Raw genomic sequence first — 14,602 nt, forward strand, 5'->3', positions numbered from 1 at the left:
GGGAGATGGGGGGATGGGCCGGACACCGATCAGGTGCGCGAGCCCGTCATGGCGAGGGAGTGCAGGAAGCGCATGAGGGTCATCAGGACGTCGCGGCTGGAGGCCCGGCGGCGCGCGTCGCATTCCATGATCGGGATGTCCGGGGCGAGGTCGAGGGCCGTGCGCAGCTCCTCGACGGGGTAACGGGGCGCGTCGGGGAAGGAGTTGATGGCGACCACGAACGGCACACCGCGTTCCTCCAGGCGCCCCATGACGTCGAAGCTGACCTCCAGCCGACGGGTGTCGACCAGCACCACCGCGCCGAGCGCGCCCTCGAACAGGCCGTTCCACAGGAACCAGAAGCGCTGCTGGCCGGGCGTGCCGAAGAGGTACAGCACGAGCTGGTCGGTGATGCTGATCCGGCCGAAGTCCATGGCGACGGTGGTGGCCGTCTTGGAATCGGAGCCGAAGTTGTCGTCGACACCGATGCCGGCCTGCGTCATGGTCTCCTCGGTGGTCAGCGGTTTGATCTCGCTGACCGAGCCGACCATGGTCGTCTTGCCGACGCCGAAACCCCCCACGATCACGATCTTGGCCGCGGCCTGTGTCGTGTGTGGCAACTGGTCCTCGGCCCGGGGGCCCGGGATGGTGTCAGAGCCTTTGAAGTCCATTCATCACCGCTTCGAGGAGGGAACGGTCGGGGACCGCCTGTCGGACGATCGGGGAGCGCGCGCGGACCAGTTCCGCCGTCAGCAGTTCGGTGAGCAGCGTGCCCATCGCGCTGAACGGCAGGCTGAGGTAGGCCGACAGCTCCGCCACGGAGAGGGGGGCGGCGCAGAGCCGGAGCAGCGCCGCCTGCTCGGGGGTGGCGGAGGGCGGCGGGTCTGCGGCACGCGCCACGATTAACGTCACCAGGTCCAGCTCGGCCCGTTCGCCGTCCGGGCCGGCCACCACGTACATCCGCTCCGGGTTCCCGGGTTTGTCCTCGCCCCCCTGGGAGGGCTGCGGGGCCGGTTCCGGTGCCGGGTTGCGCCTCTGGCGTTGCGGAGGCGTCATACGATCTGCCCGTTCCGCCGGGGCGGGCTGGTCAGGTGGCCGCCGATCCGGACCACCAGGTCGCGCATCATCGCGCTCATCCGGCCAGGTTCGCACCGCACGTCGGAGAGCACCGCGAGGAAGGCGTTGGCCCCGGCGCCCATCAGGTAGAAGTAGCCCTGGTCGATCTCGATCATGACCAGCTTCATCTCGCCGTCGCCGACGCTGAGTTCCTGGCAGATGCTGCCCGCGAGGGACTGCAGGCCGGCGCAGGCCGCGGCGACCCGGTCGGCCGCGTCGGGCTCGCCGCCGTAGCGTGCGATGCGCAGACCGTCGGCCGAGAGCACCACGATCATCTCGATGCCCGGCACGCCGTCGGCGAGTTGCTTGAGCATCCAGTCGAAGTTGCCTCGCTGCTGGATCACTTGAGATCCCCCTCGTCATCGGCCTCGGTGGGGGCCGGGTCGTTGAGCAGGTGCAGGTACTTGGTGGGGTTCCGGATGAAGTCGGTCGGGTGGGTGCCGGGCTCGATGCCCTGCTTGAGTCCCTCCCAGAAGGCCTCCAGGCCCTTGCCGGGGGCGTCGGGGGCGCTCATGTCGCGCAGGGGCGGCACCTCGGGCTCCTTGATCGCGGCCCAGGGGTTGTGCTCGCCCCGCGCCTCGGCCTCCCGGTCGGCCTTCTCGTTGGCCGCCTGCTGGGCGAGTCGCTCGGAGAGCGGCGTCTTCACCCGGCTGCGGCGCTGCGGCAGGCCGTTCGCCGTCCACTCGGTGACCTCGGGGACGTCGTCGTCCTCCAGGGAGACCGTCGCGGGGAGCTTCGGGCTGGTGGGGCGCCGCTTCTTGGGCGTGCGCTTCGGTCCCTCGGGAATGCCGACCTTCATGGGGATGCCGGTGGCGCCGATGCCGTGGGCGAGTCCGACACCCGGCTCGTGGGTGATCATCTCGCTGGGCACGATGAGGATGGCGCGGACACCGCCGTACGCGGAGGCGCGCAGCGAGACCTGCATGTTGTACGCCGTGCAGAGGCGGCCCACCACGGCGAGGCCCAGGCGCGGGTGCTCGCCGATGTCCTGGAGGTCGACGCCGGCCTTGGCGGCCTCCAGCATGCCCTCGATCCGGGCGCGCGCCTCCTCGTTGAGGTTGACGCCGCCGTCCTCGATCTCGATGCAGACGCCGGTCTGCACCTCGGTGGCGGTGACGTGCACCTTGGTCTGCGGCGGCGAGTAGCGCGTGGCGTTGTCGAGGAGCTCGGCGGCGGCGTGGATGACCGGCTCGACGTAGATGCCCTTGACGCTGACCTTGGCGATGGACGACAGCTGGATGCGCCGGTACTCCAGGATGCGGGACATGGCGCCGCGCAGGGTGCTGTACAGGGACACCGGCTGGGGCCACTGCCGTCCGGGGCGTCCGCCGCCGAGGACGGAGACGGAGTCGGCGAGGCGGCCGATCAGGGCGTTGCCGTGGTCGATGCGCAGCAGGTCGTCGAAGACCTCGGGGTTGCGGCCGTGGTCCTCCTCCATCTCCCGGAGTTCCTCGGCCTGCTGGTGGATGATCGCCTGGACGCGGCGGGCGACACTGACGAAGGAGCGCGCGGCGGCGTCCCGCATGGTCACTTCGCGATCGACGATCCTCAGCACCGTCAGCAGCGTCTCGGCCTGCGGCGCGGGGAGGTCGCGGAACGCGGGGTCGGTGAGACCCAGCTTGCGAATCACCTCTCTGGGGGATTCTCCGGTGGCCAGCAGATCGAGTGCGGCGGGGACCATCTCCCGCGAGAAGCGGACCAGTTCGTTCTCGTGGACGGCGATCCGCTGTTCCAGATGCGCGGTCTGGCGGGCGTGCTCCGCACGCTGGTTCCGCAGGGCACGGCCGCGGCGCACCGCCTCGGCTGCCGTCGCGACCACCAGCGCGGTGGCGATACCGCCGCACCAGCCGACGGCGAGCCGGGCCGGCTCCGCCACCAGGGCGACGGCGGCTCCGGTCGCCGCCGCCATCACTATGGCCGGCAGCAACAGCACGCGCGTGTAGGGCAGTTCACGGCGACCTGGAGGGGATTGAACACTCACCATGTGGGCCTTCTGACAGGAGACGACTGAGGTTCGGGGGGACTCGCAAGTGGGTATGTCATGAAACTGTCTGCATCTTCCGCACATTGGGGAACAAGCGCACGAATTCATCTCAAGCCGGTGCGCTGCGGGCGAGCTTAGTCCGACCGGATCATCGCCGTGTCATATTCCGCAACTGCCGGAAACCGGTCGCGAAGGGATAGTAGGCTCATTCATTTACACGCTGCGACACCGTTCGAATACGGCGCGTTACGGCGTACAGACATGCGAAAGCCCCTCACCTCAACGGGTGAAGGGCCTTCAGAACAACGCCCCTTCAGGGGGGCGGGGCTCTGTCGATTTGCGGCTCCGCCGCGTGGGCGCGAGCAACCACAACGAACCGGCACCCGCGCAGCAACGATCACCCCACCGACGAGTAGGCGACAACTCCCCGCAGCAACAGATCAACGGCCTTGCGCGCGTTCTTCACGACACTGGAGCCCTGCGGCGCAGCCGCAGCAATCTGCCCGAGCACATCAATGACCTGCTTGCACCACCGCACGAAGTCCCCCGCCGGCATCTCCGCCTCGCGCAGCACCTCGTCGAGCCCCTTCCCGGAGGCCCACATGTACGCGGCCCAGGCGAAGCCGAGATCGGGCTCGCGCTGCCCGACCCCTTCGGTCTGGGTGATCCGGAACTCCTCCTCCAGGGCGTCCAGACGCCCCCAGATCCGCACCATCTCGCCCAGCGCGGCCTTGGCCCTGCCCGACGGCAGCTTGGGCGCCAGCGCGTCGTCCCCGACACGCGCCTCGTACACCAGCGCCGAGACACACCCGGCCAGTTCGGCCGGTCCGAGCCCCTCCCAGACGCCCTCGCGCAGGCACTCGCTGGCGAGCAGGTCCAGCTCGCCGTAGAGCCGCGCGAGCCGCTTGCCGTGCTCGGTGACCTCGTCGGCGCGCAGGTAGTCCAGCTCGGTCAGCAGGGCGACGATGCGGTCGAACGTGCGGGCGATCGTGTTCGTACGGCCCTCGATCCGCCGCTCCAGCTGCGAGGTGTCACGCAGCAGCCGGTGGTACCGCTCGGCCCAACGGGCGTGGTCCTCACGGTCGCTGCACCCGTGGCAGGGGTGCGCGCGCAGCGCGGTCCGCAGCCGGGCGATCTCGCGGTCGTCGGCCGCCTGGGAGCGCCGCTTGCGGTGCCGCTCGGCCGGGATGTGCCCGGCCTTGGTGCGCAGCGCCGACGCGAGGTCCCGACGGGACTGCGGGGAACGGGGGTTGAAGGACTTCGGGATCCGCATCCGCTCCAACGGCTCGACCGGCACCGGGAAGTCCATGGACGCCAGCCGCTTCACCTGCCGCTCGGCGGTCAGCACCAAGGGGCGCGGCCCGTCGTGGTGGTCGAAGCCCCGGTGGCCGTTCGAACGGCCCGCGGGCAGGCCCGGGTCCAGGACGAGCGCCAGGCCCGCGTACTTGCCGGTGGGCACGTGGATGACGTCACCGGGCTTCAGCTTCTCCAGCGCGACGGCGGCCTCCGCGCGCCGCTGGGCCGCGCCCTGCCGGGCCAGCTCGTTCTCCCGGTCCTTCAGTTCGCGGCGGAGCCGCGCGTACTCCTCGAAGTCGCCGAGGTGGCAGGTCATGGAGGCCTTGTAGCCCTCCAGGCCCTCCTCGTTGCGCTGCACCTGCCGCGAGATGCCGACGACCGACTTGTCCGCCTGGAACTGCGCGAACGACGTCTCCAGCAGCTCGCGCGAGCGGTGCCGGCCGAACTGCTCGACCAGGTTGACCGCCATGTTGTACGACGGCTTGAAGCTGGAGCGCAGCGGATACGTGCGCGTGCCCGCCAGGCCCGCCAGGTGCTCGGGGTTCATCCCGCGCTGCCACAGCACCACGGCGTGGCCCTCGACGTCGATGCCGCGCCGTCCGGCCCGGCCCGTCAGCTGGGTGAACTCGCCCGGGGTGATGTCGGCGTGCTGCTCGCCGTTCCACTTGACGAGCTTCTCCAGCACCACCGAGCGGGCCGGCATGTTGATGCCGAGGGCGAGGGTCTCGGTCGCGAACACGGCCTTGACCAGGCCGCGTACGAACAGTTCCTCGACGACCTCCTTGAAGGTCGGCAGCATGCCCGCGTGGTGGGCGGCGATGCCCCGCTCCAGGCCCTCCAGCCACTCGTAGTAGCCGAGGACGTGCAGGTCCTCGCGCGGGATGGACGCCGTGCGCTCCTCGACCAGGGAGCGGACCCGGTGCCGCGCCTCGTCGTCGTTGAGCCTGAGGCCCGCGTACAGGCACTGCTGGACGGCGGCCTCGCAGGCGGCGCGGCTGAAGATGAAGGTGATGGCGGGCAGCAGCCCCTCGGCGTCGAGCCGCTCGATGACCTCGGGCCGGCTCGGCGTCCACACGCGGGAGCGCTGCCTGCGCTCGCGCTCGCGGTCGGCCTCGCGCAGGGACCGGCCGCGCCGGCGGTCCTGGTACGACGGCCGGCTCGCCTCCATCCGCGCCATGCGCGTCAAGTCGGGGTTGACGGCCTTCTTCCGACCCTCGCCCTCCTCGAAGAGGTCGTACATCCGCCGCCCGGCCAGCACGTGCTGGAACAGCGGCACGGGCCGGTGCTCGGAGACGATCACCTCGGTGTCGCCACGGACCGTGTCCAGCCAGTCGCCGAACTCCTCGGCGTTCGACACGGTCGCCGAGAGCGAGATCAGGGTGACCGACTCGGGCAGGTGGATGATCACCTCTTCCCAGACGGCGCCCCGGAACCGGTCGGAGAGGTAGTGCACCTCGTCCATGACCACGTAGCCGAGGCCCAGGAGAGTCTGGGAACCGGCGTACAGCATGTTCCGCAGCACCTCGGTGGTCATCACGACCACCGGGGCGTCGGAGTTGACGCTGTTGTCGCCGGTGAGCAGGCCCACCTTGTCCGTGCCGTAGCGGCGGCACAGGTCGGCGTACTTCTGGTTCGACAGCGCCTTGATGGGTGTCGTGTAGAAGCACTTCTTGCCCTGCTGGAGGGCGAGGTGGACGGCGAACTCGCCGACGATCGTCTTGCCGGAGCCGGTGGGCGCGGCGACCAGCACGCCCTTCCCCTCCTCGAGCGCCTGGCAGGCCTCGATCTGGAAGGGGTCGAGACCGAAGTCGTACATCTCGCGGAAGCCCGCGAGCGCGGTGGCCTGCTCGGCTGCCCGCAGGCGGGCTGCCGCGTACCGCTCGGCCGGTGAGAGGTCCTCTGTCATCGTGCTTTCGAGCGTACCGGGCCGCACTGACAACAGGACGATCATTATCCGGATCCGTCCCTGTGAAACCAGGGATCGGCGCAGCTCAGGGGCGAGGGGCCTCAGGGGCCGACGACCCGCACGCCCCCGCGCACGCAGCGCGCGGTCAGCGGGAGCGGACCGAGCGGCTCCCCGTCCGCGTACCCGGTGATCCCCTCGGCCGCGATCTCGACCCGGGCCGCCCGCAGCACCGTCACCTTGGGATGGTCGACGTGCGTGCCCCGGTACACGCCGGGGAACACCCGCAGCAGCGTGGTACGGCTGCAGTTCCCGACCACCGTGACGTCGAACAGCCCGTCGGTCAGGTCGGCGGCCGGGCAGATCCGCATGCCGCCGCCGTAGGACGCGCCGTTGCCGACGGCCACCAGGGTCGCCTCGGCCTCGCGCACCTCGCCGTCGTCGAGCCGGATCCGGTACGGCACGGGCCGGAACGCGGCGAGTTCGGCGATCATCGCCAGGTCGTACTTGAGGCGGCCGGTGGGCCACCGCATGCGGTTGCCCCGGTCGTTGACGCGGGAGTCGAAGCCGGAGGCGAGGACCGTGCCGAACCAGCGGTCGCCGACCCGGCCGAGGTCGACGTCCCGGATCCGGTCGCACTTGAGGGCGTCGGCGATCATGCGGCCGGCGGCGGCCGGCCGGCACACGGGCAGACCGAGCGCCCGGGCGAAGTCGTTGCCCGTGCCGACGGCGACCAGGCCGAGCGGGGTGCGCGTGCCCGCGACGGCCCGCAGCGCGAGGTTGGCCATGCCGTCGCCGCCGACGGCTATCAGCGCCCCGGTGCCCGCCTCGACGGCGGCACGCGCGCGTACGAGGGCGTCCGCGGCGTCCTCCCCGAGCACCGTGCGCACCGAGAAGCCGGCCGCCCGCAATGCGGATGCGGCCGGCTGCGCCGCGCGGGCGCCCCGGCCGCGGCCCGCGGTGGGGTTGACGAAGAGGGTGATCTCGCTGGTCACGCGACCGACCCTATGAGCTGCCTGCGGATCTTCAGGTCACGTCGTCATAACCGTTGACCCGTTCCGTCCGGTCCGCGCTCGCCTGCTCGGGCAGGGCGGCGCGACTGGTGGTCACGGGCTCGATCTCGCCGATGTCCTCGGGGGTGAGATCCAGTTCGGACGCCTCGTCGTCGGCGGGGCCGAGGGCCTCGCGACGGCTGCGGCGGCGGTCGTTCAGCAGGGAGAAGGCGACGGCCGCGAAGTACAGGATCCAGATCGGCGCCGCCAGCGCCAGCATGGTCAGCGGGTCGGTGCTGGGCGTGGCGATGGCCGCGAAGACCGTGATGCCCATGATCATGCCGCGCCACCAGCCGAGCATGCGCTTGCCGGTGAGCACCCCCGTGAGGTTGAGCATGACCAGCAGCAGCGGCAGCTCGAACGAGAGGCCGAAGACGAGCACCATCCGCATGACCAGGTCGAGCAGGTCGTCCAGCGGGAGGAGGTTGGACGTGCCGCCCGGCGTGAATTCGAGCAGGACCTTCGCGGTGGTGGGAAGGACCGTGTACGCGAAGTAGGCGCCGATGAGGAACAGCGGGGCGCCCGTGGCCACGAAGGCGTAGGCGTACTTCTTCTCGTGCCGGTGCAGTCCGGGCGCGACGAAGGCCCACAGCTGGTAGAGCCAGACCGGCGAGGCGAGGACGACGCCGGCCATCAGGGACACCTTCAGCGCGAGCGTGAAGGGCGTGAGCAGGCCGTTGATCGTGATCTGGGCACAGGGCTTGGTGCCGACCTCCGACCTGGCCAGTTCCGCGAAGGTCTTGTCACAGCCGACCGAGTCGAGGATCGGCTTGGTGATCAAGTTGATGATGTCGTTGTAGAAGAACGCGGCGAAGACCGTGACGACGACGATCGCCAGGATCGCCTTGGCGAGCCGGTTGCGGAGCTCGCGAAGGTGCTCCGCGAGGGGCATCCGCCCCTCGGGGTCCTTCTCCTTCTTGCGGGCAGACTTCAGCAACCCACGTTCCCATCTCGTGCGGCGGGCCGGAGGTCACCGGCCCTGCGTCAGCGCTTGGTCGTGTCCGTCGGCTCGTTGACCGGGCGCGAGCTGGTCACGTCACCGGGGGCGGCCTGGATGGTGCGCTGCGCGGGCTCGTCGTTGTTGGGCGGGCCGGCCGGGGTCGTGGACGACTTGTTCTCGTCCTTCATCGCCTTGGCCTCGCTCTTGAGGATGCGAGCGGACTTGCCGAGCGACCGAGCCATGTCCGGAAGCTTCTTCGCGCCGAACAGCAGGATGATGACGACGAGGATGAGAATGATCTCGGGGGCTCCGAGCCTTCCGAACATAAGTCTTTACCTTCTCACCGAGGCGGCTGTGGTGGGGTGCTGTCCGACCGGTCGGACATATGTCCGAACGATCGTGTCGACAGCGATCGTAACGCTCAGGGGTGAACGTGAGGCAATCCCTCTGCATCCCCTGCGCGTACTCCCGTCCGCGGCCAGTGCCTCGTTAACCGGGCCGCGACCAGCAGAGTACCTGTCCGAACCGCCGAGGTGACAGGGCGAAGTGTCCCGAAGCGCAACGAGAAGTCGCCTGCCGGACGGGCTCACAGCGCGTCCACGGACCGGGCCGCGCTCTCCGCCGCCCGCTCCAGGTCGTCGGCGGCCCGGCTGATCCGGCGCGCCGAATCCGTGACCTGCCTGCCCAGGCGCTGTGCCTCGACGAAAACCCGCACGGCGAGCACCCCGAGCACGGTGAGACCCACGAAACCCACGGCAACCGCGAACATCGGCCAGAACATGACGCCGAGCCTAGACCTTTCCGGAGCTCGTACCGCTAGAGGGTCGAGTGCAGCCGCAGGGTCCGCACGCCGCCGCCGGTCAGCAGCTCCACGATCCGCTCCCCCGCCGGCTTGCGGACCGACGCACCGCACTCCGGGCAGGTGAAGGAGTAGAAGGTGGTGCGGCTCGTGGCGCCGATGGCGAGGCGCAGGGCGCCCGCGGTGAGCTCGAAGCGCCCACGGCAGTCCGGGCAGCCCGCCTTGAACACCACCGGGGACACGCTTCTCATGCCGGCGAACGCGGACTCCACCGTCATGCCCCGCGCACCGGACGTCGCCGACTCGCTCACAGCCCTCGCTCCTCTTCCTGGGGTCGTTCGCCTCCGGGGCACCGCGGCCGGTGTGCGGGGCGGCCGGGCCGGGCCGCCGACGCCGGTGGGCGCCTGTGGCTCACTCGGGTCTGCCGTCCGGACCGTCCGGAACCGCATGCACCATGTGCGGCGCCTCGGCGGTCTCCGCCGCGTCGGCCGCCTCGATCCCGTCGTACGCCGCCAGCGCCTCGCGGGCCGCCTGCCGGGCGCTGTCGGCCAGCTCCGGCGGGGAGACGATCCGGCCGTCCCGGCCGAGCCGCAGCGCCAGGCGCCGCAGCGACGCGGGGTCGGGGGTCCGCAGGGTGATACGGAGGCCGCCGTCCGCCAGCTCATCCGCACTGTCGTGCGGGTAGTACTCGGCGACCCAGCGGCCGCCGGGGCCGACCTCGACCACGACCTCCGGGTCCTCGGCGGCGGGCTGCACCAGCGCCTCGGACAGGTCACGCAGCTCGATCTCCGGCGGCGCCGACGGCTCGTCCAGGATCTTGATCTCGGCGACCCGGTCGAGCCGGAAGGTGCGGCGCGCCTCCGAGCGGCGGCACCAGGCCTCCACGTACGTGTGCCCGACGCTGACCAGGCGGATGGGGTCGATCTCGCGCTCGGTGACCTCGTCGCGCGCGGGCGAGTAGTAGCGGATCCACAGGCGGCGGCGCTCGGCGATCGCCCGGTCGACGTCCGCGAAGACGCCGCCCTCGGACTCGAAGGTCACCGACAGGCGCGAGCTGGCACCGGCCGCCTCGCCGGCCGCGGCCTCCACCTTGGCCGTCGCCCGCAGCAGGGCCTGCCGGTCGCTCTCGCGCAGCCCCGGCAGGGTGGACACGGCCCGGGCGGCGACGAGCAGCGCGGTGGCCTCGTCGGCGGCGAGTCTGAGCGGCTCGGCGGCCTCCGCCGCGAGCGCGGCCGGGTTGTGCCACCAGATGCGCTCGCCGTCGGTGTCGATGTCGAGGAGGTCGCCCCCGCGGAAACTCGTGCCGCACATGGGCAGCACGTCGAGGTCGGAGACCAGCTCGTCCTCGGTGATGCCGAAGGCGCGCGCGACGTCCTCGACCCGGGCCCCGGGGCGTTCCCTGAGATACGTCACCAGGGAGAGCATCCGCCGGGTCTGGTCGATGGCGTTCACGGGCCTGACCGGTTTGCCTGCCACTGTCTTCCCGCTCCCCCTCAGCCCTTGGCCACGGCCCGTAGCCGGTCCACCACGTCGGCCCGCAGCTCGGCGGGCTCCAGGACGACCACGTCCGGCCCGAACTCCACCAGCCAGGCGTCCAGCCCATGGCCGTACGGAATCTCCAACTCGTCCCAGCCGTCGCCGAGTTCCCGCACGGAGGTGGCCTTCGCCCGAAGGGGGTACCCCGCGTCCGAGCGCAGCCGGATCCGCGCCGAGCGGTCGGCGATCTCCCCGGCCCAGCCGGCGACGGTCTCACGGACGGTGACGACGTCCGGGACGTCAGCGGTGTAGCGGCCGCCGCGCGAGCGGACCTTGCCGGTGATCCGGGACAGCCGGAAGACCCGCTCGGCGCCCCGGTCGCGGTCCCAGCCCGCCAGGTACCAGTGACCCCGCCAGCACTCCAGCGCCCACGGCTCCACGTGCCGCTGCTCGGGGTGCGCTGCGGTGGCCTTGCGGTAGTCGAAGACGACGGGCCTGCGGTCCCGGCAGGCCAGCATCAGCGGCTCGAAGGCCGCCTCGTGCACGGGGATCCGGGGCTCCAGCGCGCCGTGCGACCCGTACGGGTCGACGTCCTCCGGGAGCCCGGCCGCGCGCAGCTTCTGCAGGGCGCCGCTGGCCGCGCCGGCGAGCCGGGCCTGCTGCCACACCTTGGCGGCGAGCCCCAGCGCGGCGGCCTCCTCGGCGTCCAGGGTGATGGGCGGCAGGCGGTTGCTGTCACGGCGGGCCAGGTAGCCGATCTCGCCGTCGAGGCTCTCGACCGTCTCGATGACCAGTCCGAGCTCGCGCAGGTCGTCCTTGTCGCGCTCGAACATGCGGTTGAAGGAGTCGTCGTTGCCGCTCGGGCCGTTGCCCGGCCCGAAGGCCTCGACGTAGGCCTCGATGGAGTCGCGCAGCTCGCGCTTGCTGAGCGGCCGCCGCGTCCCGAGCAGACACAGCGCCAGGTTCATCAGCCGCTCGGCCTTGGCAATGGCCATCGACGCGCTTCGCCTCCCTATGGTGCTTACGAGCGATGACCGTACCGCCACAGGGTGGTACGGCAAAAGCCGAGGGCCCATGCCGAGCAGGCATGGGCCCCATGTGATCGAGTCTGTCCGAAGCTTGCTCAGACCCCGAGCAGGTCGACCACGAAGATCAGCGTCTCGCCCGGCTTGATCAGAGGGGACGGGCTCTGGTTGCCGTAGGCGAGGTGGGCGGGGATGGTCAGCTGGCGGCGGCCGCCGACCTTCATGCCCTGCACGCCCTGGTCCCAGCCCTTGATGACCCGGCCGCCGCCCAGCGGGAAGCGGAAGGGGGTGCCGCGGTTCCAGCTGGCGTCGAACTCCTCGCCGGTGCTGAAGGAGACACCCACGTAGTGCACGGTGACGGTCTGGCCGGCCTGCGCGACCGGGCCGTCGCCCTCCCAGATATCCTTGATCTCGAGGTCCGCCGGGGGCTCGCCGCCCGGGAAGTCGATCTCGGGCTTGTCGATGCTCACGTCTTAGGCTCCTGCTTGTCTGCGAAAAGGCGAACACGCACAGTCTTACATCCCCCGCACGTCACAGCTTCGCGAGGATGTCCACCGAGAAGACCAGCGTGGAGTCCTTCTTGATGCCGCTGCCCTGCGGCGGGTTGTCGCCGTAGCCCAGCTCCGGCGGAATGACGATGAGGACGCGGCTGCCGACCTTCTTGCCGGTCAGGCCCTGCGCCCAGCCCTTGACGACCTGCTGGAGCGAGAACGACACCAGCTGCTTGTTGGCGTACGACGAGTCGAACTCCTTGCCGCCGTCCCACAGCACGCCCTTGTACTGCACGAGCACGCTGTTGCCGGCGGCGACCTCCTCGCCGTCGCCCTCGAGGACGTACTCGGCCACGAGCTTCTTCGGAGCGGCCGCCTTGGGCACCTCGATGGAGGGGGCCTTGCCGTCGGTGTTGGTGCCGACCTTCGGGAGGTCCGCGTTGTCCTGCGGGACCTCCTTGCCCTTCGCGGAGCTGGTGGCGTTGAACGTGTCCTGCACGTCCACGACGAAGACCAGGGTGTCGGTGCCCTTGATGCCCGCCTGCGGGTTGCCCTGCGAGCCGTAGCCCCAGGTGGGCGGGACGGCCATCTCGATGCGGCTGCCGGCCTTCTTGCCGGCCAGCGCGTACCGCCAGCCGTCGATGATCTGGCCCTGGGTGAGCTGGATGGCCAGGCGGGCCTTGCGGTCGTAGGAGTTGTCGAAGACCTTGGCGGTGTTCCAGACCTGGCCCAGGTAGTGCGCGACCACGAAGTCGTTCTCCGCGACGGTCTTGCCGCTGCCCGCGATCAGGGTCTTCACCGCGAGCTGCTTCGACGGCTCTCCGCTGCCCTTGGCGACCGTCGGCTTCTCGTCGAACTTGGTGCCCGCGGTGACCGCCGGCAGCGGACCGTCGACGATCTTCGGCGGCGGGGCCGCGGACGGACCCGACGGCGAGGGCGACGGGCTGTCGCTGGCCTTGCTCGAGTCGGACTTGTCGTCACCGCATGCGGCGAGCGTGGCCAGTCCCGCGGGGACGGAGATGAGTAGTGAGCGTCGGCGCACTGTGGGGGCCTCGTAATCGGTCGATCTCGTTGATGGCGTGCGCGCAACTCTACGGCGTGAGAAGGGCGCCGCACTTGTAACGTACGGCGCCCGTGTGGCGTTCCGGCGATTTTCCGGCCGGCGCAATTCCTCACATTCCGGCGATCAGCTTCTCCACCCGGTCGTCCACGGAACGGAACGGGTCCTTGCACAACACGGTGCGCTGGGCCTGGTCGTTGAGCTTGAGGTGGACCCAGTCGACCGTGAAGTCACGGCGCTGCTCCTGGGCGCGCCGGATGAAGTCGCCGCGCAGCCGGGCCCGAGTGGTCTGCGGCGGGACGGACTTGCCTTCGAAGATCTTCAAGTCGTTGCAGATGCGGGCTGCCTGGCCCTTCTTCTCCAGCAGGTAGTACAGGCCGCGCCGGCGGTGGATGTCGTGGTAGGCGAGGTCTATCTGCGCGACCCGCGGATGCGACATGGTCATGTTGTGCTTGGCCCGGTACCGCTCGAGGAGCTTGTACTTCATGACCCAGTCGATCTCGGTGCCGATGCGGTCGAGGTCCTCGGTCTCGATCGCGTCCAGCGTGCGGCCCCACAGCTCCAGGACCTGCTCGACGGTGCCGGTGCGGATGCCGCGGCGCTCGCAGAAGTCCAGGGCCTTCTCGTAGTACTCGCGCTGCACCTCCAGGGCGGAGGCCTCGCGTCCGCTGGCCAGGCGGACCTTGCGGCGGCCGGTGATGTCGTGGCTGACCTCGCGGATCGCCCGGATGGGGTTCTCCAGGGTGAGGTCGCGCATCACCGTGCCCGCCTCGATCATGCGGAGCACCAGGTCGGTGGCTCCGACCTTGAGCAGCATGGTCGTCTCGGACATGTTCGAGTCGCCCACGATCACGTGCAGGCGGCGGTAGCGCTCGGCGTCCGCGTGCGGTTCGTCGCGGGTGTTGATGATCGGCCGGGAGCGGGTCGTCGCCGAGGAGACGCCCTCCCAGATGTGCTCGGCCCGCTGGCTGACGCAGTACACGGCCCCGCGCGGCGTCTGCAGCACCTTGCCGGCACCGCACAGCAACTGCCGCGTGACCAGGAACGGAATCAGAATGTCCGCGAGCCGCGAGAACTCCCCGTGCCGCGCCACGAGATAGTTCTCGTGGCATCCGTAGGAGTTGCCCGCCGAGTCGGTGTTGTTCTTGAAGAGGTAGACGTCGCCCGCGATTCCCTCCTCGTGCAGGCGTCGTTCGGCGTCCACCAGGAGTCCTTCGAGAATGCGCTCGCCCGCTTTGTCGTGGGTGACCAGTTCGGTCACGTTGTCACATTCCGGTGTCGCGTATTCCGGATGCGATCCCACGTCGAGATAGAGGCGGGCGCCGTTTCGCAGAAAGACATTGCTGCTGCGGCCCCATGACACGACACGGCGGAAGAGGTACCGCGCCACCTCGTCAGGAGACAGGCGGCGCTGTCCCCTGAACGTGCACGTGACGCCGTACTCGTTCTCCAGCCCGAAAATGCGGCGGTCCATGAGGGAA

Annotated in this window: 15 protein-coding genes; all 15 read right to left on the reverse strand. The window is 70.3% G+C overall.

The window, feature by feature from the left end:
- Positions 1-29: 29 nt before the first annotated feature.
- Entirely contained in the window at positions 30-650 is a 621-nt protein-coding gene (locus ABZ948_RS24895) for a GTP-binding protein (protein WP_359762996.1), read from the reverse strand.
- Positions 631-1,035, reverse strand: coding sequence for a DUF742 domain-containing protein (locus ABZ948_RS24900; RefSeq protein WP_359762998.1), 405 nt, complete (start codon positions 1,033-1,035; stop codon positions 631-633). The genes ABZ948_RS24895 and ABZ948_RS24900 overlap by 20 nt, the downstream gene beginning before the upstream one ends.
- On the reverse strand, positions 1,032-1,439 hold the full coding sequence (locus ABZ948_RS24905) for a roadblock/LC7 domain-containing protein (RefSeq protein ID WP_031114641.1): 408 nt from the start codon (positions 1,437-1,439) through the stop codon (positions 1,032-1,034). The genes ABZ948_RS24900 and ABZ948_RS24905 overlap by 4 nt, the downstream gene beginning before the upstream one ends.
- Complete coding sequence (locus tag ABZ948_RS24910; protein WP_359763001.1) at positions 1,436-3,079, reverse strand: sensor histidine kinase; 1,644 nt, start codon at positions 3,077-3,079, stop codon at positions 1,436-1,438. The genes ABZ948_RS24905 and ABZ948_RS24910 overlap by 4 nt, the downstream gene beginning before the upstream one ends.
- 397 nt (positions 3,080-3,476) lie before the next feature.
- Positions 3,477-6,326: a DEAD/DEAH box helicase gene (locus tag ABZ948_RS24915; RefSeq protein ID WP_359763003.1), complete on the reverse strand. Its 2,850-nt coding sequence runs from the start codon at positions 6,324-6,326 to the stop codon at positions 3,477-3,479.
- Positions 6,327-6,382: 56 nt separating this feature from the next.
- Complete coding sequence (locus tag ABZ948_RS24920; protein ID WP_359763005.1) at positions 6,383-7,273, reverse strand: diacylglycerol kinase; 891 nt, start codon at positions 7,271-7,273, stop codon at positions 6,383-6,385.
- Positions 7,274-7,304: 31 nt separating this feature from the next.
- Positions 7,305-8,267 carry a twin-arginine translocase subunit TatC gene (gene tatC / locus ABZ948_RS24925; RefSeq protein WP_359763007.1) on the reverse strand — a complete coding sequence of 321 codons (963 nt, stop codon included), beginning with the start codon at positions 8,265-8,267 and terminating at the stop codon, positions 7,305-7,307.
- A gap of 47 nt (positions 8,268-8,314) precedes the next feature.
- Positions 8,315-8,596 (reverse strand): Sec-independent protein translocase subunit TatA, encoded by a 282-nt coding sequence (tatA, locus tag ABZ948_RS24930; RefSeq protein ID WP_031114631.1) that lies wholly within the window; start codon positions 8,594-8,596, stop codon positions 8,315-8,317.
- A 260-nt stretch (positions 8,597-8,856) separates the two neighbouring features.
- Positions 8,857-9,051, reverse strand: a complete 195-nt coding sequence (locus tag ABZ948_RS24935) for a hypothetical protein (protein WP_359763009.1) — start codon at positions 9,049-9,051, stop codon at positions 8,857-8,859.
- Between the two features lie 35 nt (positions 9,052-9,086).
- Positions 9,087-9,380 carry a CpXC domain-containing protein gene (locus tag ABZ948_RS24940; RefSeq protein WP_359763011.1) on the reverse strand — a complete coding sequence of 98 codons (294 nt, stop codon included), beginning with the start codon at positions 9,378-9,380 and terminating at the stop codon, positions 9,087-9,089.
- Between the two features lie 100 nt (positions 9,381-9,480).
- Positions 9,481-10,545: a helix-turn-helix transcriptional regulator gene (locus tag ABZ948_RS24945; RefSeq protein ID WP_359763013.1), complete on the reverse strand. Its 1,065-nt coding sequence runs from the start codon at positions 10,543-10,545 to the stop codon at positions 9,481-9,483.
- A gap of 17 nt (positions 10,546-10,562) precedes the next feature.
- Positions 10,563-11,540 (reverse strand): helix-turn-helix transcriptional regulator, encoded by a 978-nt coding sequence (locus ABZ948_RS24950; protein ID WP_359763015.1) that lies wholly within the window; start codon positions 11,538-11,540, stop codon positions 10,563-10,565.
- Positions 11,541-11,668: 128 nt separating this feature from the next.
- Complete coding sequence (locus ABZ948_RS24955) at positions 11,669-12,040, reverse strand: FKBP-type peptidyl-prolyl cis-trans isomerase (protein WP_010045336.1); 372 nt, start codon at positions 12,038-12,040, stop codon at positions 11,669-11,671.
- A 61-nt stretch (positions 12,041-12,101) separates the two neighbouring features.
- Positions 12,102-13,103, reverse strand: coding sequence for an FKBP-type peptidyl-prolyl cis-trans isomerase (locus tag ABZ948_RS24960; protein ID WP_359763017.1), 1,002 nt, complete (start codon positions 13,101-13,103; stop codon positions 12,102-12,104).
- 130 nt (positions 13,104-13,233) lie between these two features.
- Positions 13,234-14,595 carry a Pup--protein ligase gene (gene pafA / locus ABZ948_RS24965; protein WP_359763019.1) on the reverse strand — a complete coding sequence of 454 codons (1,362 nt, stop codon included), beginning with the start codon at positions 14,593-14,595 and terminating at the stop codon, positions 13,234-13,236.
- Positions 14,596-14,602 lie beyond the last annotated feature (7 nt).

The organism is Streptomyces olindensis (assembly GCF_040645895.1).
Taxonomy (GTDB): domain Bacteria; phylum Actinomycetota; class Actinomycetes; order Streptomycetales; family Streptomycetaceae; genus Streptomyces; species Streptomyces olindensis.